This is a genomic window from Amycolatopsis sp. NPDC114478 (genome assembly GCF_055633805.1).
Map to the genome: position 1 here is coordinate 1 of NZ_JBVKDO010000023.1, position 19,154 is coordinate 19,154.

At 71.5% G+C, this 19,154-nt stretch carries 20 protein-coding genes; 13 read left to right on the forward strand and 7 right to left on the reverse strand.

The genetic code is table 11. From position 1 onward, the window contains the following. The 3 genes from ACZ7OH_RS41895 to ACZ7OH_RS41905 all read left to right on the forward strand — a co-directional run. Positions 1-914 (forward strand): cytochrome b (locus ACZ7OH_RS41895; protein WP_470285980.1); only part of this gene is annotated, 914 nt, incomplete at its 5' end. Beyond that, entirely contained in the window at positions 911-1,279 is a 369-nt protein-coding gene (locus ACZ7OH_RS41900) for a hypothetical protein (RefSeq protein ID WP_470285981.1), read from the forward strand. The genes ACZ7OH_RS41895 and ACZ7OH_RS41900, both read left to right, overlap by 4 nt. Then, entirely contained in the window at positions 1,276-1,569 is a 294-nt protein-coding gene (locus ACZ7OH_RS41905; RefSeq protein ID WP_470285982.1) for a DUF3099 domain-containing protein, read from the forward strand. The genes ACZ7OH_RS41900 and ACZ7OH_RS41905 overlap by 4 nt, the downstream gene beginning before the upstream one ends. Here the strand turns inward: ACZ7OH_RS41905 and ACZ7OH_RS41910 are convergent. Then, positions 1,534-2,379: a MerR family transcriptional regulator gene (locus ACZ7OH_RS41910; RefSeq protein ID WP_470285983.1), complete on the reverse strand. Its 846-nt coding sequence runs from the start codon at positions 2,377-2,379 to the stop codon at positions 1,534-1,536. The genes ACZ7OH_RS41905 and ACZ7OH_RS41910 overlap by 36 nt on opposite strands. A gap of 105 nt (positions 2,380-2,484) precedes the next feature. Between ACZ7OH_RS41910 and ACZ7OH_RS41915 the strand changes: the two genes are divergently transcribed. Then, a complete protein-coding gene (locus tag ACZ7OH_RS41915) occupies positions 2,485-2,937 on the forward strand; it encodes an ATP-binding protein (protein ID WP_470285984.1) in 453 nt (150 codons plus the stop codon). A gap of 5 nt (positions 2,938-2,942) precedes the next feature. Here ACZ7OH_RS41915 and ACZ7OH_RS41920 read toward each other — a convergent pair whose 3' ends face one another. Then, a complete protein-coding gene (locus ACZ7OH_RS41920; RefSeq protein WP_470285985.1) occupies positions 2,943-3,491 on the reverse strand; it encodes a TetR/AcrR family transcriptional regulator in 549 nt (182 codons plus the stop codon). A 63-nt stretch (positions 3,492-3,554) separates the two neighbouring features. Between ACZ7OH_RS41920 and ACZ7OH_RS41925 the strand changes: the two genes are divergently transcribed. Genes ACZ7OH_RS41925 through ACZ7OH_RS41935 form a run of 3 tightly spaced genes read left to right on the forward strand, consistent with a single transcriptional unit; the run spans position 3,555 to position 5,386 of the window. After that, positions 3,555-4,493, forward strand: a complete 939-nt coding sequence (locus ACZ7OH_RS41925; RefSeq protein ID WP_470285986.1) for an SDR family NAD(P)-dependent oxidoreductase — start codon at positions 3,555-3,557, stop codon at positions 4,491-4,493. A gap of 33 nt (positions 4,494-4,526) precedes the next feature. Next, positions 4,527-4,649 (forward strand): hypothetical protein, encoded by a 123-nt coding sequence (locus ACZ7OH_RS41930; protein WP_470285987.1) that lies wholly within the window; start codon positions 4,527-4,529, stop codon positions 4,647-4,649. After that, the gene (locus ACZ7OH_RS41935) at positions 4,646-5,386 is read left to right on the forward strand and encodes an FAD:protein FMN transferase (protein ID WP_470285988.1); all 741 of its coding nucleotides are present in this window, start codon (positions 4,646-4,648) and stop codon (positions 5,384-5,386) included. The genes ACZ7OH_RS41930 and ACZ7OH_RS41935 overlap by 4 nt, the downstream gene beginning before the upstream one ends. Here ACZ7OH_RS41935 and ACZ7OH_RS41940 read toward each other — a convergent pair. Both ACZ7OH_RS41940 and ACZ7OH_RS41945 read right to left on the reverse strand, forming a co-directional pair. After that, on the reverse strand, positions 5,368-6,849 hold the full coding sequence (locus ACZ7OH_RS41940) for a tannase/feruloyl esterase family alpha/beta hydrolase (protein WP_470286116.1): 1,482 nt from the start codon (positions 6,847-6,849) through the stop codon (positions 5,368-5,370). The two genes, ACZ7OH_RS41935 and ACZ7OH_RS41940, sit on opposite strands and share 19 nt — an antisense overlap. A gap of 157 nt (positions 6,850-7,006) precedes the next feature. Next, positions 7,007-8,389, reverse strand: coding sequence for an MFS transporter (locus tag ACZ7OH_RS41945; RefSeq protein ID WP_470285989.1), 1,383 nt, complete (start codon positions 8,387-8,389; stop codon positions 7,007-7,009). A 145-nt stretch (positions 8,390-8,534) separates the two neighbouring features. Here ACZ7OH_RS41945 and ACZ7OH_RS41950 point away from each other — a divergent pair, with 145 nt between their 5' ends. After that, entirely contained in the window at positions 8,535-10,208 is a 1,674-nt protein-coding gene (locus ACZ7OH_RS41950) for a helix-turn-helix domain-containing protein (protein WP_470285990.1), read from the forward strand. Here the strand turns inward: ACZ7OH_RS41950 and ACZ7OH_RS41955 are convergent. After that, positions 10,205-11,815 carry a long-chain fatty acid--CoA ligase gene (locus ACZ7OH_RS41955; RefSeq protein WP_470285991.1) on the reverse strand — a complete coding sequence of 537 codons (1,611 nt, stop codon included), beginning with the start codon at positions 11,813-11,815 and terminating at the stop codon, positions 10,205-10,207. The two genes, ACZ7OH_RS41950 and ACZ7OH_RS41955, sit on opposite strands and share 4 nt — an antisense overlap. 118 nt (positions 11,816-11,933) lie before the next feature. Then, on the reverse strand, positions 11,934-14,810 hold the full coding sequence (locus tag ACZ7OH_RS41960; RefSeq protein WP_470285992.1) for a glycoside hydrolase family 9 protein: 2,877 nt from the start codon (positions 14,808-14,810) through the stop codon (positions 11,934-11,936). Between the two features lie 235 nt (positions 14,811-15,045). On the opposite strand from ACZ7OH_RS41960, the gene ACZ7OH_RS41965 reads away from it, so the two are divergent. Further along, positions 15,046-15,798 carry a GH12 family glycosyl hydrolase domain-containing protein gene (locus ACZ7OH_RS41965; protein ID WP_470285993.1) on the forward strand — a complete coding sequence of 251 codons (753 nt, stop codon included), beginning with the start codon at positions 15,046-15,048 and terminating at the stop codon, positions 15,796-15,798. Between the two features lie 11 nt (positions 15,799-15,809). Next, positions 15,810-17,168 carry a glycoside hydrolase family 10 protein gene (locus ACZ7OH_RS41970; RefSeq protein ID WP_470285994.1) on the forward strand — a complete coding sequence of 453 codons (1,359 nt, stop codon included), beginning with the start codon at positions 15,810-15,812 and terminating at the stop codon, positions 17,166-17,168. A 45-nt stretch (positions 17,169-17,213) separates the two neighbouring features. Here ACZ7OH_RS41970 and ACZ7OH_RS41975 read toward each other — a convergent pair whose 3' ends face one another. Next, entirely contained in the window at positions 17,214-17,360 is a 147-nt protein-coding gene (locus tag ACZ7OH_RS41975) for a hypothetical protein (protein WP_400890526.1), read from the reverse strand. A 59-nt stretch (positions 17,361-17,419) separates the two neighbouring features. Between ACZ7OH_RS41975 and ACZ7OH_RS41980 the strand changes: the two genes are divergently transcribed. The 3 genes from ACZ7OH_RS41980 to ACZ7OH_RS41990 all read left to right on the forward strand — a co-directional run bounded on the left by ACZ7OH_RS41980 (position 17,420) and on the right by ACZ7OH_RS41990 (position 19,151). Then, complete coding sequence (locus tag ACZ7OH_RS41980; RefSeq protein WP_470285995.1) at positions 17,420-18,070, forward strand: DUF4230 domain-containing protein; 651 nt, start codon at positions 17,420-17,422, stop codon at positions 18,068-18,070. A 221-nt stretch (positions 18,071-18,291) separates the two neighbouring features. Next, entirely contained in the window at positions 18,292-18,660 is a 369-nt protein-coding gene (locus tag ACZ7OH_RS41985) for a hypothetical protein (protein ID WP_470285996.1), read from the forward strand. After that, a complete protein-coding gene (locus tag ACZ7OH_RS41990; RefSeq protein WP_470285997.1) occupies positions 18,657-19,151 on the forward strand; it encodes a roadblock/LC7 domain-containing protein in 495 nt (164 codons plus the stop codon). The genes ACZ7OH_RS41985 and ACZ7OH_RS41990 overlap by 4 nt, the downstream gene beginning before the upstream one ends. The last annotated feature ends 3 nt before the right edge of the window (positions 19,152-19,154 follow it).

Genomic DNA, 19,154 nt, shown 5'->3' on the forward strand with positions numbered 1-19,154 from the left:
TGCACATCCTGCTGCTGCCGGGCATCATGCTGGCGCTGGTCGGGGTGCACCTGGCGCTGGTGTGGTACCAGAAGCACACCCAGTTCCCGGGGGTGGGGCGCAAGGAGACCAACGTGGTCGGGGTGCGGATCATGCCGTACTTCGCGCTCAAGGGCGGGGCGTTCTTCACCCTGGTCATCGGGGTGCTGGCGTTGATGTCGGGGTTGTTCCAGATCAACCCGGTGTGGAACTTCGGGCCCTACAACCCTTCCCAGGTTTCCGCCGGGTCCCAGCCGGACTGGTACATGGGGTGGGCCGACGGGCTGCTGCGCGTGTGGCCGCCGTGGGAGCTCTACCTCGGCGACCACACCGTGCCGCCGGTGTTCTTCGCCGGCGCGATCGGCATCGCCGTGCTCGTCACGCTGCTGCTGAGCTACCCGTTCATCGAACGCCGGCTCACCGGCGACACCGCGCACCACAACCTGCTGCAGCGCCCGCGCGACGTCCCGGTACGCACGTCGCTGGGCGCGATGGCGATCACGTTCTTCCTCGTGCTCACCCTCTCCAGCTTCAACGACATCCTCGCCGTCCAGTTCGACGTCTCGCTCAACGCCATGACGTGGGCCGGCCGGATCGGGCTGCTCGTCGGGCCGCCCCTGGCCTACTTCGCCGCCTACCGGCTCTGCGTCGGCCTGCAGCGGGCCGACCGCGAGGTGCTGGAGCACGGCGTCGAGACGGGCATCATCAAGCGGCTGCCGCACGGCGAGTTCGTCGAGATCCACCAGCCCCTCGCCGCGACGCCGCTCGAGTACCAGGGCGCGCCGGTGCCGAAGAAGATGAACAAGCTGGGTTCCGGCGGCCACGCCGTCCCGGGCTCGCTGCTGACACCGGACCCACCCGACGAGACGCGCGCCCTGGACCGGGGGCGGCGATGACCGTCACGGTCACCACCCGCCTGGCGGCCGGGTGCGCGGCGGGGGCGGCGCTGCTGTCCGCGTTCGCCACGACGGCCAGCTTCGGGTGGCTGCCCCTGGAATCGCCCGCCGTGGCGGCGGGGATGGCGCTGACCGTCCACGGTGTACTGCTGCTGACCATTGTGGACAGTCACGACCGGCGGCTGCGCGGCACGGCGATCACCGTCGACTCGGTGCTCGCGTGCTTCCTGCTCGCCGGTTCGCTCTGGACCGCGGCCGCGCACTTTCCCGGCCAGCCGGGCCTGATCGCCGTACAGATCCTCGAGAACGTCGCCGGGCCGCTGGCCGTACTCGCCGTCCACAACGGACCGAAGGTGGTTTCGTGACCAAGCCCGTCGTGATCACCACGGCCGCGCCGTCGGCCGACGAGCAGCTCGCCCGCCGGCGCCGCAAGTACGTCGTGATGATGGCCTGCCGGATCCCGTGCCTGGTCCTCGCCGGGCTCACCGCGCACATCTGGTGGCTGGCCCTGGCGTTCCTGGCGGTGTCCGTGCCGCTGCCGTGGGCGGCGGTGCTCATCGCCAACGACGTCCCGGCGAAGCGGAAGCACCCCGTCCTGCACCTTCCGCGGCGTGCGCTGTCACCCGGAGAAAGCCGCGAGGGCCGCCGTGAATGACGCCGGCACCGGCTCCCCCACGATCGGCAGCCCGCGCCACCCCGGGCCGGCCGGGCGCACCGGCACCCCGTCGGCGTGCAGGGCGCGCAGGATCCGCACGTCCGCCGACTGCGAGGTCATCGACCACACCACCACGCCCGACGGCGTGAAGCGGTCGGCCACCACGCGCAGGACGTCGAGCGAGACCAGGCCGCCCAGGAACCACGCCGGGGCGCCGTCGTCGTTCAGCGCCGCGCACAGCACCTTGACCGGCAGCTCGTGGCGCTCGGCCGGGCCGCACACGAACAGCACCGGCGCCCGGCCGGCGCCGGCCGGCGCCGGGTACCGGTCCAGCGCCGCGGACGACGCCGTCGCCAAGGCCCACTCCGCGGCCATCGCCGCGCGGTCGCCCAGCCGCGCCCACCGCTCCCCGATCGCGCGCAGCACGGGCGCGATCACCTCCGTCCAGGCCTTCGCGACACCCAGGCTGCCGAGCGCGTCGTCGACCAGGCCGCCCATCGTGGCCAGGTCCAGCGACTCCGCCGCCTCGGTCAGCCGCTGCCGGCGCTGCCCGGCGGTCACCTCGGCGGCCGAGCGCTCCAGCACCAGCCGGGCGGCATCGCGCGCGCTGGTCCCCTGGGCCTGCAGGGCCCGCATCCGGCGCAGCCGCTCGACGTCCTCGGGCGTGTACCGCCGCCGTCCGTTCGCCTCCCGCTCCGCGGCCCCGATCCCGTACCGCTGCTCCCAGGTGCGCAGCGTCACCTGGGACACCCCCAGCGTCCGCGCCACCTCGCTCGAGCTGAGCGGCCGCGGTCCGGCGTTACGGCTCATCCGGCCTCCTTCTGGACGCGTATTGAAACACGGAACGACCGGTCAGGCCGGACGTCGCCACGCTGGAACCCCCGGCTGGATCGCATTCGCATCGGAGGTGCTGCCATGGACACCCAGCCCGAGCACCGCTGGCTGACCATCCAGGTCGGCCGCTTGAGCGCGAAGATCGCCGACGTCGCCGAAGGCCGACTCGACCTCCGGCCCCGGCCGGAAGCCCCGACGGTCCGCCGCTGGCTCGCCGACCGGCTCACGTTCGGCGCGGCACCCACCGCCGCGCTGGGCTACACGGTGCTCGTCGCCGACGAGCTGGTCACCAACGCGTACGTGCACGCCGAAGCACCGCTGCAGCTGCGGTACACCCGCCACCGCACGGGGCTCCTGCTCGAGGTCACCGACGCGGCACCGTACCGGACGCAAACGCTCACGGCCATCCGCGACGGCGCCCGCGGGCCCGGCACCGGCCTCGCGGTCGTGTCGAACCTGGCGCTGGCTTGGGACGTCCACCACGACGCCGTCGTGAAGACCGTGTGGGCCTTGATGCCTTGGCGGTCCTCGTAGCGCGGCTACGGGACCAGGAGCTCGACCGCGGTGGTGAACCGGCGGAGGTAGTCCTCGCGGGTGCCGACCTGGTGCTTCAGCCCGACCGACGCGCTGATCAACGTCTGCGCGACGCGGGTCGCCGTCGCACGCCCGGTCACCTTGGCGAGCGCGTCGGTCACCAGCGCCTCGAAGCGCGCCGGAGCCGTCTCGACGATGTCGCCCAGCAGGTCCGGGTTCTGCTCGATCACCCCGGTCACGTCCCGGCTCAACGGCCCGACGTAGCGGCCGGCCCACTGGTCGAACGCCCCGGCGACGCGTTCGCGCAACGGCTTGCCCGTGTCGCCGAGGAGGCGCTCGGCCGCGGCGAGGTCCTGCTCCAGCGTGCGGGTGACCGCGGCCCGGAACAGCGTCTCCTTCGACTCGAACAGGAAGTAGAGGCCCGGCCGGGAGATCCGGGCCGCGCGCGCCACCTCGTCCATGGACGTCTTCCGGTAGCCGTGCCGGGCGAACGTCTCCAGCGCCGCCTCGAGCACCGCCTCACGACGGCCGGCCTTCGCCGGTTCGGGAACCATGCGGCCACCCTACGAGCACTGGACTCACTTTACAACTTCAGTCCAATCCGTATAGTTGAAGCCGTGCCCACCTTGATCACCACACCGTTCACCGCCGCCGGCACCGCGACCGAGGTGCTGGCCGGTGTCGACATGTCCGGGGTCCGCGCGATCGTGACCGGCGCGTCCTCCGGCCTCGGCGCGGAAACGGCCCGCGTGCTGGCCGCCGCCGGCGCCGAGGTGACGTTCGCGGTCCGGAACCCGGCCGCCGTCGCGGGTCCGTCGCGGGTCGCGCAGTTGGACCTCGCCGACCAGGGGTCCGTCCGGCGGTTCACCGAAGCCTGGGACGGCCCCCTGCACCTGCTCGTCGCCAACGCGGGCATCGTCACCGGGGGCCTGGCCCGCACGCCGGAGGGGTGGGAACTGCAGTTCGCGACGAACCACCTCGGCCACTTCGCCCTGGCCACCGGCCTGCACGACGCCCTCGCGGCGGGCGCGGCGGAGCGGGGCGAGGCGCGGATCGTCTCGGTCAGCTCGACCGCGCACATGCGCGCCGGCATCGACTTCACCGACCTGCACTTCACGAAGCGGCCGTACGACCCCCAGATCGCTTACGCCCGATCGAAAACCGCCAACTCGCTCTTCGCGGTCGAAGCGACGCGCCGCTGGGCGGCCGACGGGATCTTCGCCAACGCCGTGAACCCCGGCGGGGTCGCGACCGGCCTCCAGCGCGACTTCACCGACGCGCAGAAGGCGTCCCTGGCCGCGGCCGAAGCGGCCGGGATCTTCCGGTACAAGTCCGTCGGCCAGGGAGCCGCGACGACCGTCGTCGCCGCCGTCGCCCCCGAGTTCGCCCGCACCGGCGGGCACTACCTCGACGACGCACAGGAGGCCTACACCGTCCCCGATGACGCGGAGCTCGCCGACCACCCGCACGGCGTCAAGGAGTGGGCCCTCGACCCCGCGAAGGCCCGGCGGCTCTGGGACGTCTCGGCTGAACTGACCGGATTTGCCCAGCGCTGACCTTCCACCGGCCCGGTGAGAAAGGCTTCCCCGATGAAACGGGTCATCTTCGCCTTCGCCGGCACGACCGCCGTCACGCGGTTCGGGCCGGTCCAGGTCCGCATCACCGTCGAGAACGCCATCCCGCAGCTCGACGACGAGGCCGGGCTGTCGTGACCCGGACGGTGCACGTCGAGCACTGCATGGGCACGGTGTTCAGCATCGACGTCCGCGACCCCGGCGAGTGGGCCGGGCCGATCGCGGAGGTCGTCGCGTGGCTGCACCGGGTCGACGCGCTGTTCAGCACCTACCGGCCCGAGAGCGAAGTCAGCCGCGTCGGCCGCGGTGAGCTGACGGTCGCCGAGGCCGACCCGCTCGTCGCGGAGGTGTTCGGCCTCTGCGAGCGGTTCGAGGTCGAGACCGGCGGCTACTTCACGGCCCGCTGGCGCGGCACGCCCGACCCGACCGGCCTGGTGAAGGGCTGGGCGATCGAGCGGGCGAGCGCGTTGCTGCGCGAGCGCGGCAGCCGCAACCACGCGGTCAACGGCGGCGGTGACGTCCGGCTGGCCGGTGAGCCGGCGCCGGGGAAGCCGTGGCGGATCGGCATCAGCGACCCGGCCGACCCCCGGCGGATCCTCACCGTCGTGACCGGCCGGGACCTCGCGGTGGCGACGTCGGGCAGCGCCGAACGCGGGGCGCACATCATCGACCCGGTGACGGCGGCCCCGGCCCGCGACCTGACCGCGGTCACGGTGACGGGGCCGTCCCTCACCCGCGCCGACGCGTACGCCACCGCCGCCTTCGCCATGGGCGACCGGGTCTTCGGCTGGGCCGCCGGGCTGCGGGACCACGGGGTGTACGTCGTCGGCTCCGGTGAGCCGCGGTGGATCACCGATCAGCGGGTGCAGACGTAGCTCGACGCGCTGTTCGGATCTCCGGCGCGGTACCGCGGCCACCCCGGGTACGCGCACAGCGGCCGGGTTCGGGCGTGGGCCAGGTCGGTCACGACCGGGTTCACCGGCGACTGTCCTTTGTCGACCCAGCGTTCCAGCGCCGTGAGCGAATCCCAAGCCGCGGCGAACGCCGGGGTGCCGAAGTTGGCGTGGTTCGCGCCCGGCACGACGTAGTACCGCAGGAACGCGTCGGTCGAGCGGGGACCCACCACCGAGCGCACCCGCTCGTAGTAGTCGCTCGTCGAGTACGGCGAGACCAGCTCGTCCGCCGCGCCGTGCAGCAGGATCAGCTTGCCGCCGGCCCGGGCGAACGGGCGCAGGTCCGCGTTGTTGCGGTCCTCGATCTTCGACAGCTCACTGATCCGGGCCAGCCACTGCCCGGGGTGCCTCGGGTCCACGTCGAGCGAGCGGTACTGCGGATCCCGCGTCAGGAAGTACTTGACCCACTGGTCCCAGTACTGCATCCCGTAGCCGCTCGTGACCGGCATCGGATTCGCCGGGGCGGTCGTCCCGAAGCCGAGGAACGGCGTGCTCATGTCCGCGCCCGACAGGAACGGGAAGCCCGGGTACTGCGTTTCCCCGCTGGCGATCCGGTACGGCCACCGGAACGGCGACGACATCGCCTTCACCGCACCGATCTGCGGATCGGACAGGCACGCGGGACCGGCGTCGGCGCCGCCCGGGCACCGCAGCGCGCGCGGGTCGAAGTGACACGCACGGGGGTTCGACACGACGTTGTCCTTCACGCCGTCCAGCCCGTCACACGCCTTGATGACGCTGGTGTACAACAGCTTCTGCTTGTCCGGCCCCAGGAAGGCACCGGGCTGGGACAGAACCTGCACCAGGTAGCCGAGATCCAGGATCTCCGCCATGTTGTTCCAGGCGGGGAACGCGGAAATGACGCCGTCGAACGCGGTCGGCCAGCGCTGCGCGACGTTCAGCGCTTCGCGGCCGCCGGTCGAACCGCCCGCGAAGAACGTCTCGGCGGGTGACGTCCCGTAGGCGTGCCGGATGACGAACAGGCTCGCGTCCCGGGTCTTCTTCAGCGCGTCACCGGCCGCGAAGTTGACCAGGGCCTCGTCGTTCGCGCCGAACGAGCCGTCCAGCGACGGCGGGGACGCCGGGTTCTGCTGGTGCCCCGAGTCGCTCGCGAAGGTCGCGTACCCCCGGGCCAGCGGCACGGGCTGGTCGGCCGGGCCGAACGGCACGTTCGACGCGACGTCGGGGATGGTGCCGTTGTAGCCGCCACCGCCGAACATCAGCGCCTTGCGGTTCCAGTCGCGGGGCAGCGCGACGCGCATCTTGATCGACGGCGCCGTCGGGTCGACCGGGAAGATGTCCGCGTCGACCCGGCAGTACTCGCCGGCGGGACCGGTCGCGACCGACGCCGCCGTGACGCGGCCGCCGGTGGTCGGCAGGCTCATCGTCGACGCCGGGATCGTCAGCCCGGTCAGCCCGGCGCACGCCGTCGTGGCGGTGGCGGGGCCGGCCCCGGCGAGCGTGGCCGCACCGGCCACCAGCACCACGGCGAACAGGGTGAACTTCCGCACTCTGGCCTCCTTTCGGGAGTTCGGGGACGGCTCAGCGGTAGAGGTGGGCGCCCGGCAGTGCTTCCGGGTCTTCGCGGACCGACGCGGGGTTCGTCTCGGGCAGGAACCACGCGCTGGCGAAGGTGATCAGGCCCATCAGCGTGATGTAGCCGGCGACCGGCAGCGTGCTGCCGGTGTTCGCGATGAGCGCGGTCATCAGGAACGGCGTCCCGCCGCTGACGATGATCGCCGAGAGCTGGTAGGCCAGCGACGCGCCCGAATACCGCACCGCCGGCGCGAAGAGCTCGCTGAGGAAGCTCGCGATCGGGCCGTAGGTGAGGCACTGGAAGATGAACCCGACCGCCACCGCGACGAAGATCAGCGGCAGGGACTTGGTGCCGACGAGCCCGAAGTACGGGAAGCCCCACGCGGCGACGCCCAGGCCGCCGATGAGGATCAGCGGCCGGCGGCCGATCTTGTCGGAGAGGTGCCCGGACCACGGGATGGTCGCGAGCATCGCCGCCGACGCCAGCAGCACGACCGCCAGCAGCGCGTCGCGCTTGAGGCCGAGCGTTCCGGTGCCGTAGCTCAGGAGCCCGGAAATGCTGACGTAGAACAGGCTGTTGGTGGCCGACAGGAGCCCGCAGCCGAGCAGGATCGTCCCCCACTTGCTGCGCAGGACCTGCGCGAGCGGCGCCCGGACCACCACCTCGTCGTCGGACTTCGCCGCTTCCTCCTGCAGCTCCCGGAATTCGGGCGTGTCCTCGACCTTGGCCTGGATGTAGAGGACGACCCCGAACATGAAGACGCTGAGCAGGAACGGGATCCGCCAGCCCCAGGACAGGAACGCGGCGTCCGGCATCAGGCCGCTGGCGGCGACGAAGATGAGGTTGGAGATGATCACGGCCACCGGAACGCTGGTCTGGCCGAAGGTCCCGGCGAAGCCCCGCCGTTTCGGCCCGGCGGATTCGGTGAGCAGCAGGATGATGCCGCCCCATTGGCCGCCGGTCGCGAGGCCCTGGACGAAGCGCAGGATGACCAGCAGCGTCGGGGCGAGCGAGCCGACGGCCGCCGCCGTGGGCAGGCAGCCGATCAGGAAGGTCGCCGCGCCCATCACCGCCAGGCAGGCGACGACGACCGGCTTGCGCCCGTACTTGTCGCCGAGGTGCCCGGCGAGCACGCCGCCGATCGGCCGCGCCACGAACCCCGCCCAGAACGTGCTGAAGGCGAGGAGGGTCCCGGTCAGCGCCGAGGAATGCGGGAAGAACACCTTGGGGAACACCAGCGCGGCCGCGGTGCCGTAGAGGAAGAAGTCGTACCACTCGATCGAGCTGCCGACGAGCCCGGCGGCCAGCAGTTTGCGGAAGGCCCGGCGGGGGGCCGGGGACACGGCGGAGCCGGATTGCCCTTCGGGCTGGGTGAGCGGGAGTGCCATGGATGCCGCCTTCGTCGTTGAGCGCAGCCTGGTGATGGCGGTGATGCTAGGGCGCGGTTACGCTGCGGATGAGGTGTGGACCACCCACTCCTCACGGCGGGGTGGTGGGCTTTTCGTCCACCTGAATCGCGAGGAGGAGCGCGCGGTGACCGATACGGCGGAACCGGGTTCGCTCGCGCGGCGGCAGCGGGAGCTGGCGTCGTTGTACGCGACCGTCAAGTCCCTCACCGCGCTCGGCGGGCTGGACGAGGTCCTGCAGTCGATCGTCCACCACGCCCACGACCTGATCGGCACGGACTTCACCTACCTTTCGCTGGTCGGCGCGGACGGCCGGCTCTCGGCCCGCGCGTCGGACGGCACGATCTCGGCCGAGTTCCTCGCGGCGGCCATCCCGGCCACGGTGGGGCTCGGGGGCAAGGTGCTGGCCTCGCGGAGCCCGCACTGGGTGCGCGACTACGCGTCCTCGACGCTCATCCAGCACGATCCGGACTTCGACCGGCTGGTCGGCACCGAGGACCTGGTCGCGCTGCTCGGGGTGCCACTGGTCATCCGCGGCGAAGCGGTGGGCGCGCTGTTCGCCGCGTACCGCTCGGAAAGGTCTTTCCAGGCCGACGAAATCGCGCTGCTCAACGCGTTCGCCGACCACGCCGCGGTCGCCCTCGACAACGCCCGGCTCTACGAGGCGAGCCGGACCGCGTTGCAGGAGCTGCAAAGCGCGTACCGCAAGATCGAGCGGGCGCAGGCGATCCACGAGGCGCTGACCGGGGTGGTGCTGGCCGGCGGGACGCCGGACGACGTCGCGCAGCTGCTCGCCGACCAGCTGGGCGGCAGCGTCGCGCTCCTCGACCGGGCCGGGGAGATCGAGCTGGCCGGCGCCGTCGAAGAAGCCCGGCGCTCGGGCCGCTGCACGGTGTCCGCCGGCCTGAGCGTGGCGGCGATCCAGGCGGGCGACAGCTACCTGGGCGCGCTGGTGTGGCGCCGGGACGGCGTCCCGGACGACACGGACCTGCGCACGGTGGAGCGGGCCACCCACATCCTCGGCCTGCTGATCCTCAAGGAGCGGGCCGTGGCGGAGGCCGGCGAACGGGTGAGCGGCGAGCTGCTGACCGAGCTGCTGGTCGGCAGCCCGGGGATCAGCCCGGCCCAGCGCACCCGCGCTCGCGCGCGCGGCATCGACGCCGATCGGCTGGAGCTGGTCGTCGTCGCGGACTCCCCCGCGGTGGCCCCGACCGACCTGGCCCGCCACCTGCACGACATCGCCCGCGACCACGCCGGGCTGGCCGGCGAGCACCTGGGCCGGGCCACGCTGCTGCTGCCCGGCGCCGACGACGAGGAGACGGTATCGGAAGTCCACAGTAGACTCCGGCGCACGCTGGGCGCCCCGGTCCTGGTCGTCGGCGAACGGGCGGCCGGCCACGACTGGTCCCGCGCGTTTTCACTGGCGGGCCGCTGCGGCGCGGTGCTCCGCGCGCTCGGCCACACCGACACGGGCGCGACCACGCGCCGGTATGCGTTGTACGCGATGGTCTTCGACGCCGAGCGAGCCGGCGAGCTCGACCGGTTCCTGGCCGGCTCGCTCGGCGCGTTGCTGGAGTACGACGAGCAGCGCGGCACCGAACTCGTGGAGACTTTGGGCGCCTACTACGACAACCGCGCGAACGTGGCGGCGACCGCGCGGGCGCTGCACGTCCACGTCAACACGCTGCTCAAGCGGCTCGACCGCGCGGGGAGCGTGCTCGGCTTCGACTGGCGCCAGGGCAACGATCTGGAGCTGCAGCTGGGTCTCCGCCTGCACGCCCTCCGCGCGACCGTGACCTAGGCGATCCGCTGCGCCTCCCGCAGGTCGAGCTTGGAGAGCTTGCCGGTGCCCGTCTTGGGCAGTGCGGGCAGGAAGATGAACTCGTCGGGCAGCCACCACTTCGCGACCAGCGGCGTGAGGTGCCGCAGCAGGTCGTCGGCCGTGGTGGCACGCCCCTCGCGCAAGGCGACGTAAGCGACGGGCCGTTCCATCCACCGCGGGTCCGGGCGGCCGATCACGGCGACCTCGACGACGTCGGGGTGCGCTGCGATCGCGGCCTCCAGCTCGACCGAGGAGATCCACTCGCCGCCGGACTTGATCAGGTCCTTGATCCGGTCCACCAGCCGCAGGTAGCCCGCGCCGTCGATGGTGGCCAGGTCGCCGGTGCGCAGCCAGCCGTCGCCGGTGAAGCTGCCGGGGGCGTCCACCCGGAAGTAGCCGCCGGCCACCCACGGGCCCGCGACCTGCAGCTCGCCGACGGCGCGTCCGTCGCACGGCAGCTCGTCGCCGGTCTCGACGTCGACGATCCGGACGTTCACCAGCGGCAGCGGCTGGCCCTGGGCGGCCCGGACAGCCACTTGCTCGGACTCGGCGAAAGCAGCGTGCTGGGACCGCGTGCCGCCGATGACCCCGACCGGGCTCACCTCCGTCATCCCCCAGGAATGGGTGATGGGGACCCCGATCGCGGCCCGGTAGGTCTCCGAAAGGGCCGGGGGAACGGCGGAGCCGCCGCCGAGCAGGAACCGCATCGCGCTCAGGTCGTGCGCGGCCAGCTCGGGAGCAAGGCTGGTCCACACCGTGGGGACGGCGCCGGCGACCGTCACCCGCTCGGCCGCCATCAACCCCAGCAGGTGCGCCGGTTCCGCGGACGGGCCGGGCAGCACCAGCGAGGCGCCCGCCATCATCGCGCCGTAGGGCAGGCCCCAGGCGCTGGCGTGGAACATCGGGACGATCGGGAGGACGACGTCGCTTTCGCAGAGGCCGATCAATCCGGCCGCGAGGGTGCCCAGGCAGTGCAGCACGGTGGACCGGTGGCTGTAGAGCACGCCTTTGGGCGGCCCGGTCGTGCCGGAGGTGTAGCAGAGGCCGGCGGCCAGGTTCTCCTCCGCGAGCGTGAAGGTGGCCTCGAACGAGCCTGTGGCCGGCTCGGCCGCCGCGATCAGCTCGTCGTATTCCGAGATCCGGGGGTCCGCCGGGATTTCGGTGTCGGTGCCGTCGGGCAGCACCACCCAGTGCCGCACCTTCGGCAGTTTCCCGGCACTCGGCCAGATCCGCGGGAGCAGCCCGCGGTCGACGAACACCACGTCGTCCTCGGCGTGGTCGACGATGTACTCGAGGTGCTCCGCCGAGAGCCGGATGTTGATCGAGTGCAGCACCCGCTTGGTGGCCGGCACGGCGAGGTAGAGCTCCAGGTGGCGGCGGGTGTTGCTCGCGAACGTCCCGACGCGCGCGCCGGCCGGGACCCCCAGGGCGTCCAGCGCGGTGGCGAGGCGGCGGACGTCGCCCAGCACCTCGGCGTACGTGCGCCGTTCGCCCGGCGTCACGACTTCCTTGTGCGCGAAGAGCCGCTCGGCTCGGTCCAGGATGTGGGCGATGGTGAGCGGCCGCGGCTGCATCAGCCCGTCCATGATCGTCTCTTTCGGTCGTCGGGTGTCCCAGCAGGCACGACCTTAAGCGCGGTCACGGGAAGGCGAAGAGGGCGGAAGATCCCACTCATCCGCCCTCTTCGGTGTCAGCTACCTCCACTCAGCCGCACGCCCTCCCGTCGACGGCGAAGGCGGCCGGGTTCGCGTTGGTTCCGGTGTAGCTGCCGTTGAAGCCGATCGACGCCGACTGGCCCGGGGCCAGCGCACCGTTCCAGGACAGGGACGCCGCGGTCACGTTCGTGCCCGACTGCGTCCAGGTCGCCGACCAGCCTTGCGTCACCTTCTGGGTGCCCGGGAACGTGAAGCCCAGCTTCCAGCTCGTCCACGGCGTGGTGCCGGTGTTCTTCACCGTGACCGCCGCCGTGAAGCCGCCGTTCCACGTGTTGGCCGCGTACGTCACCGCGCAGCCGCCCGCCGGTGTGGCGGGCTGGGTCGTGAACTGCGCCGGGGGCGAGTCCTGGCTCGTCAGGCCCGCGCCGTTGCGGGCCACGACGACCACCGTGTACGCGGTCGACGGCGAAAGGTCGGTGAGCGTCGCCGTCGTGCCGGCGACGGTGGCGAGGACCGTGCGGGCCGAGCCGTTCACGCGGACGACGTCGTAGCTCTTGACACCGCTTTCGGGATCCGTGGCCGCCGGCCAGGTCACCGCGGCGCCGCCGCTCGTCACCGCGGACACGGCGGGGGTACCCGGCGCGGCGGGCGCCGTCGTGTCCACAGTGGACGACGTCTTCTCGGCGACCCAGCCGGAGAGCCAGGCCAGCGCCGCGTTCCAGTTGATCGCGACCTCGTTCACCGAGTACGCCTGGATGTCGTCGACGAAGCAGCGCTGGGGCGCGCACCCGGCGAGCAGCCGGGCCGCGGTCGGGTCCTGCAGGCCGCTGTTGGGCCCGCCCGACAACGCACCGGGTGGCGCGGTCGGCAGCGACGCGTCCAGCTCGTGCGCCCAGAACCGGTGGTGCACGTTGCGCACCGGCTGGTCGCCGTGGCCGGAGACGTACGAGTAGTTCGCGGGGTTGCGGCCGAGCAGGTAGTCCATCGCCGCGAACGCGCCGTCGCGGTACTTGTCCTGCTTGGTGAAGTCGTACGCCAGCGCGAGCACGACACCGTTGTTGGCCACCAGGCCGTTGGATCCCCACTCGTACGTGCCGTCGGCCGTCCGGTACGGCGCCGGGTAGCCCATGGTCGCCAGCTGCGCCAGGTGGCTGTCGGCGGTCGTGGTGATCGCCGCCTTGATCGCGGCGACGTCCGCCGCGGGCAGGTCGGTGGGCACCAGGGCCAGGGTGATGTCGCCGAGCGCGCCCGTCGAGGCCCAGTCGAAGCCGTGGGTGTTGAAGCTCTTCCCGCGGTAAAGCGCCGATCCGGTGACGTCGGTGCGGTAGCTGCTCTTCCCGGTGGTGGCGAACAGTTCCGCGGCGGCCCAGTAGAACTCGTCGGTCACCGTGTTGTCGCTGTAGGTACCACCGCCGGTGCCGTCGTTGGGGTCGGCCAGGACGTTCGGGTTGGCTTTCGCCGCCGCGTACGCCTTCTCGGCCGCGGCGAGCAGCTTCGCCGAGTACGCCGGATCGATGGTCTGCCACAGCCGGGACGCCTGCGCGGCGACCGCCGCCATGTTCAGCGTCGCGGCCGTGCTCGGCGGGGACAACCGGCGCGGCTGGCTGTCCTGGTCCGGCCGGGTGGGCAGGGCCGTCCACTGGGCGTCGTGGATCTTGTGGTGCACCATGCCCGCGCTCGGCTTGCCGTCCGGCACCTGCATCGAGAGCAGGAAGTCGACCTCCCAGCGGGCTTCGTCCAGGATGTCGGGCACGCCGTTGGCGCGTTCCGGGATCGCCAGCTTGCCGTCGCCCAGCGCGCTCGCGTCGCCCAGGCGGACCGCGCGCTCGTACTCGTCGAGCAGCTCCCACGCGGCGATGCCGCCGTTGACGACGTACTTGCCGTGGTCGCCGGCGTCGTACCAGCCGCCGCGCACGTCGAGGGTGTAGCCGCAGTTCAGGTCCGACCGGCAGGGAACATTGTCGTCCCCCTGGTTCGGCGGCACGTTCACGTGCCCGGCGGGACGCGCGTAGGCGGCACCGACGTAGGCGGCGTCGATCGCGATCCCGCTGCGCTGGTGGTAGAAGAACGCCAGCGAGTCGTACCGGAGCTTCTGCGGCCCGGCGGTGGAGATGTCGAACGGGAAGCTCGTCTCGGACCCGACGCTGAGCGTGTACCCGGTCCCCACGGTGTCGTAGGCGGAGAAGTCGATCTCGTGGACGTTCTCGCCGGACGCCGCGTCCGCGCCGCGCGGGCGGGTCTGCCCGGTGGCCACGGCGGTGCCGGCGGAGTTCTTCAGCGTCCAGGTCTGCGCGGTCGTCGAGTCGCTGACCAGGGTGGCCCGCTTGGGCAGGCCGGGTGCGTAGCTTTCCTGGTTCACGCGGATGCCGCTGGTCGGCGGCAGGCCGCCGGGCGGGACGACGCCGCCGACGAGGGAGATGTTGTCCAGGCACACGGTGTTGGCGGCGGCCTGGCCGCCGAACCAGAACACCAGCTGCCCGTTGCCCGCGGCCGGGAAGTCCAAAGTGGACGTGAAAGTTACACTGAAGTGCTGCGTCGACGGCGTCACCGTCAGGTCGGTTCGCGAGATCTGCCGGTACGGCGAGACCGCTTCGCCCGCGACGGCGGAGATCTGCTGGGCGGTCGTCGCGTGCGCGTCGAACGTCAGCGTGTACTGCTGCCCCGCCTCGAACGGCACGCCGTTCTGGCCGGCCAGCGCGTCGTACCCGTTGGCCGTGCCGCCGGGGACGTCGGTGCAGAACTCCCCGGCGGTGACGTGCCCCGTCGTGCCCGACCCGGCCCACCACGGGTCGAGCGTGCCGCTCGAGAACGTGCCGTTGAGCAGGCGCTCGTACTCCGCGGCGGCCGCGGGGGCGGTGCCGCCCGTCAGCCCGAGCGCCACCGCGACCAGCAGGGCCGGACCGGCCCGCAGCTTTCTTGCCCGCATTCCCCATCTCCTCGTCTTCGTCGGCGTGCCGATGGTGATCCGGACTGAGAGCGCTCCCAGGTGACGGTAACCGCTCCCGGACGCCGTTGGCAATGACGGCGAAACTTTCGAAGGGCGCCCGGAAAATTGATCACCGTTCAGGTCTTTGCTCGCCGGTTCCGGTGTGGTTTCATCGAGAACGGTCCGAGCTGAGAGCGCTCCCAGAAGCGTTCCCCACGACGAAGTGGAGCGGCACGTGAAACTCAAGCACGCCCTGTCCGCGGTAGCACTGTTCACGGCCGGCCTGCTGGCCCCGGTCGTCGGCGCGGCGCCGGCCGCCCACGCGGACACCCTGATCTGCGACCAGTACGGCTCGACCACGATCGGCGGCCGGTACGTGGTCATGAACAACCGCTGGGGCAGCAGCGCCCAGCAGTGCATCAACGTCACCGGCAGCGGGTTCCGCATCCAGACCCAGCAGGGCTCGACCAGCGGCGGCGCGCCCCTGTCGTACCCGGCGGTCTACCTCGGGTGCCACTACGGGAACTGCTCCCCCGGCTCGCCCCTGCCGCGGCAGCTGAGCCGGATCGGCAGCGCGCCGTCGTCGATCTCCTACACCTACGTCGGCGGCTCGACCTTCGACGCCTCCTACGACATCTGGATGGACCCGACCGCGAAGACGAACGGCGTCAACCAGATGGAGCTGATGATCTGGTTCAACCACGTCGGCGGCGTGCAGCCGGTCGGCGGCCGGGTCGGCACGACGACGATCGGCGGCCGGAGCTGGGAAGTGTGGCAGGGCAACAACGGCGGCAACGACGTGGTGTCCTACGTGGCCCAGTCGGCGATCTCGGGCTGGTCGTTCAACGTCATGGACTTCGTCAACGACGTCGACAACCGCACCCGGGTGGACCGGTCCTGGTACCTGACCAGCATCCAGGCCGGGTTCGAGCCGTGGAGCGGCGGCGTCGGCCTCGCGGTCAACTCCTTCTCGACGAGCATCGGCTGAGGGGCGGAGCCATGAAACCGATCTCGCGCGCCGCACTCGCGTCGACGTTCTTGGCGACGTCGCTCGGGGTTTCGCTGGTGCTCGCCACGTCCGCCGGGGCGGCCTCGACGCTCGGCGCGTCGGCCGCCCAGACCGGCCGGTACTTCGGCACCGCCGTCTCGGCCGGGAAGCTCGGGGACTCGACGTACGTCGGCATCCTCGACCGCGAGTTCTCCATGGTGACGCCGGAGAACGAGATGAAGTGGGACGCGACCGAGCCCAGCCAGGGCCAGTTCTCCTTCTCGGGCGGCGACCGCATCCTCAACCAGGCCGTCAGCACCGGCAAGCGGGTGCGCGGCCACGCCCTGCTGTGGCACCAGCAGCAACCGGGCTGGGCCCAGGGCCTCAGCGGTTCCGCCCTGCGCCAGGCCGCGATCAACCACGTCACGCAGGTCGCCACCCACTACAAGGGCAAGATCTACGCGTGGGACGTCGTGAACGAGGCGTTCGCCGACGGCGGTGGTGGCGGACGCCGGGACTCGAACCTCCAGCGCACCGGCAACGACTGGATCGAAGCCGCGTTCCGCGCCGCGCGGGCCGCGGACCCGGGCGCGAAGCTCTGCTACAACGACTACAACACCGACGGCGTCAACGCCAAGAGCACCGGCGTCTACAACATGGTGCAGGACTTCAAGGCCCGCGGTGTGCCGATCGACTGCGTCGGCTTCCAGTCGCACCTCAGCAACTCCGCTCCGGGCGACTACCAGGCCAACCTGCAGCGGTTCGCCGCCCTCGGCGTCGAAGTCCAGATCACCGAGCTGGACATCTCCGGGTCGAACCAGGCCGCGGTGTACGGCACGGTCACGCGGGCCTGCATGGCCGTCGCCCGCTGCGCCGGCATCACCGTGTGGGGCATCCGCGACAGCGACTCCTGGCGCACCGGCGAGAACCCGCTCCTGTTCGACGCCAACGGCAACAAGAAGGCCGCGTACACCAGCGTCCTCGACGCGCTGAACGCCGGCGGCGCCACCACGACGCCGACGACACCCACCACGCCGACGACACCCACGACACCGACCACCCCGACCACCTCGGGGCCGGCCGGCTGCACCAGCTCGGTGTCGCTCAACTCGTGGAACGGCGGTTTCGTGGCCACGGTGCGGGTCACGGCCGGGTCGAGCGCCCTCAGCGGCTGGTCGGTGACGACGAACCTGCCGGCGGGCGCGGCGGTCACGAACGGCTGGAGCGCCGGCAACAGCGGCAGCAGCGGGGCGGTGACCTGGACCAACGTGAGCTACAACGGCAGTGTGGCGGCCGGTCAGTCCACCGAGTTCGGCTTCCAGGGCACCGGCAGCGCCGACGGCGTCACGTCGACCTGCGCGGCCCGCTGAGCCGCGGCCGGTAGGTCCACTGTGGACGACAGCGTCGCCTGGGCGTCAAGCCGCCCGGGCGACGCTCCACGCCGCCACGGGCCCGGCGGGTTCGCCGAGCTTCTCGCCCTTGCGGTACCCGCCGAAGATCAGCCCGAGCACCACGATGACGACGACGATCACCAGGATCCACAGCCACACGGACTTGCGCACACCGGACACCGTACCGCCGGGCCCGCTTGACCGCGCGCCGGCCTGGGTAACCTTGCGGCATGGGAGCTTGGGGCAAGCGGCTGGTCGCGCTCGGGGTGGCAGTGGTGCTTTTGGCGGTGGCGGTGCTGGTCGCGTCGGCGGTGCACCTGTTACCCCAGTTGCGCAACCCCTTCGCCGAGAAGACCGAGGAGCGCTCGGGTCCGGTGCTGCTGCAGTCGATCGTCGAGCTGTCGCGCTACGAGGCGGCGAGCGGGTCGTTCCAGGTGATCGTCGACATCACGACGAGCTCGATCCTGCCGAGCTTCCTCGTGGGCAGCGACACGATGTTCGTCGGCGTGGGCACGGACAACTCGTACGTGGACTTCTCCCGGTTGAAGGGCGACGCGGTCAAGGTGTCCGACGACCGCCTGTCCGCCACGATCACCCTCCCCCACGCCCAGCTGGAGCCGGCGAACCTGGACGTCAAGGAGTCCTATGTGTACGCCCAGCAGCAGGGCCTGTTCACCCGGGTCAACGACTTCCTGAACGGCAACCCGAATTCGCAGCAGGCGCTGTACGAGCTGGCCCAGAAGAAGATCGGCGAGGCGGCCGGGAAGAGCACGCTCGTGGCCGACGCGGAGCGGAACACGAAGACGATGCTGGTCGGCCTGCTGCAGTCCCTCGGGTTCAAGAACATCACCGTGACGTACGCGGACAACACGTCCGGCTGATCCGGCCGCTGTTTGCGACCTGCAATTTGCAGATCCGCTTGACGGCGGTCCGGCACAGAAAACGAATTCCGCACTCGCTCACCTTGTGTGAGAAGAATCCACCGGGCCCCGGCAGAAATACCGCCGCGAACCGCGTTCAAGTTGCTCCGATTGGTCGTACGGGAAACCTTCGCGAACACATAACGTCACATGCCTTCGCAAGCGAAAGGGCCCCTTTCCCCATGACGATCGAACTGGCTTTGAAAGAAGCGATGTCCATTCCCGGCGCGCTCGGCGCGACGCTGGTCGATTACGACAGCGGAATGTCGCTCGGCTCAGCGGGTGGCGGTGAATGGCTCGACCTGGACGTCGCGGCCGCCGGCAACACCGAGGTCGTCCGCGCGAAGCTGCGGGTCATGGCCTCGCTCGGGCTCGACGACGCGATCGAGGACATCCTCATCACGCTGAACCGCCAGTACCACCTGATCCGGCCCCTGACGGCGCGGGGGAACTCCACGTTGTTCCTCTACCTGGCGCTGGACCGCGAACGCGCGAACCTCGCGCTCGCCCGCCACAGCCTCAAGCGCATCGAGACCAGTCTCTCCGTATGAGGGGTGCCGACACCTACGGCCAGTACCCGGGCGGCCCGCTGCCGATCCGCCGCCCGTCCGCGGACACCGGCCCGCCGCCCGATCCGGCCGTGGCGAGCCCACCGCCCGACCCGGGCGAGACGCGGGAGGCGCTGCGCCGGATCCGCGACCAGGTCGACCAGGTGGCCGGACTGCTCGTCGCCACCTATGACGGCCTGGTCCTGGCCAACGACAACGACGCCATCGAGCCGGACAGTGTCGCCGCCATGTCGGCGGCGGCCGTCGGGCTCGCCACCCAGTTCGCCGCCCAGGCCAAGATCGGCGAGTCCCGCGGTGCGATGTTCGAAGGCAGCTCCGGCTACGTCGGCGTCTTCCCCATCGAAGCGTCGCTCCTGCTCGTGGTGTTCGGCGAGCCGGACATCACGATGGGGCTGTTCACGCTGGCCGCCAAGCAAGCGGTGACCCTGCTGCGGCAGGCCACCCCGCCGAAAGCCACCCGCCGCGCGCAGTGAACC

Coding starts and splice junctions, on each gene's coding strand:
- ACZ7OH_RS41945 (WP_470285989.1), bottom strand. CDS start 8,389: ATGGCACTCCCGCTCACCCAGCCCGAAGGGCAATCCGGCTCCGCCGTG.
- ACZ7OH_RS41960 (WP_470285992.1), bottom strand. CDS start 14,810: ATGCGGGCAAGAAAGCTGCGGGCCGGTCCGGCCCTGCTGGTCGCGGTG.
- ACZ7OH_RS41930 (WP_470285987.1), top strand. CDS start 4,527: ATGAAACGGGTCATCTTCGCCTTCGCCGGCACGACCGCCGTCACGCGG.
- ACZ7OH_RS41970 (WP_470285994.1), top strand. CDS start 15,810: ATGAAACCGATCTCGCGCGCCGCACTCGCGTCGACGTTCTTGGCGACG.
- ACZ7OH_RS41985 (WP_470285996.1), top strand. CDS start 18,292: ATGACGATCGAACTGGCTTTGAAAGAAGCGATGTCCATTCCCGGCGCG.
- ACZ7OH_RS41910 (WP_470285983.1), bottom strand. CDS start 2,379: ATGAGCCGTAACGCCGGACCGCGGCCGCTCAGCTCGAGCGAGGTGGCG.
- ACZ7OH_RS41940 (WP_470286116.1), bottom strand. CDS start 6,849: ATGAGCCTGCCGACCACCGGCGGCCGCGTCACGGCGGCGTCGGTCGCG.
- ACZ7OH_RS41990 (WP_470285997.1), top strand. CDS start 18,657: ATGAGGGGTGCCGACACCTACGGCCAGTACCCGGGCGGCCCGCTGCCG.
- ACZ7OH_RS41915 (WP_470285984.1), top strand. CDS start 2,485: ATGGACACCCAGCCCGAGCACCGCTGGCTGACCATCCAGGTCGGCCGC.
- ACZ7OH_RS41920 (WP_470285985.1), bottom strand. CDS start 3,491: ATGGTTCCCGAACCGGCGAAGGCCGGCCGTCGTGAGGCGGTGCTCGAG.
- ACZ7OH_RS41955 (WP_470285991.1), bottom strand. CDS start 11,815: ATGGACGGGCTGATGCAGCCGCGGCCGCTCACCATCGCCCACATCCTG.
- ACZ7OH_RS41980 (WP_470285995.1), top strand. CDS start 17,420: ATGGGAGCTTGGGGCAAGCGGCTGGTCGCGCTCGGGGTGGCAGTGGTG.
- ACZ7OH_RS41900 (WP_470285981.1), top strand. CDS start 911: ATGACCGTCACGGTCACCACCCGCCTGGCGGCCGGGTGCGCGGCGGGG.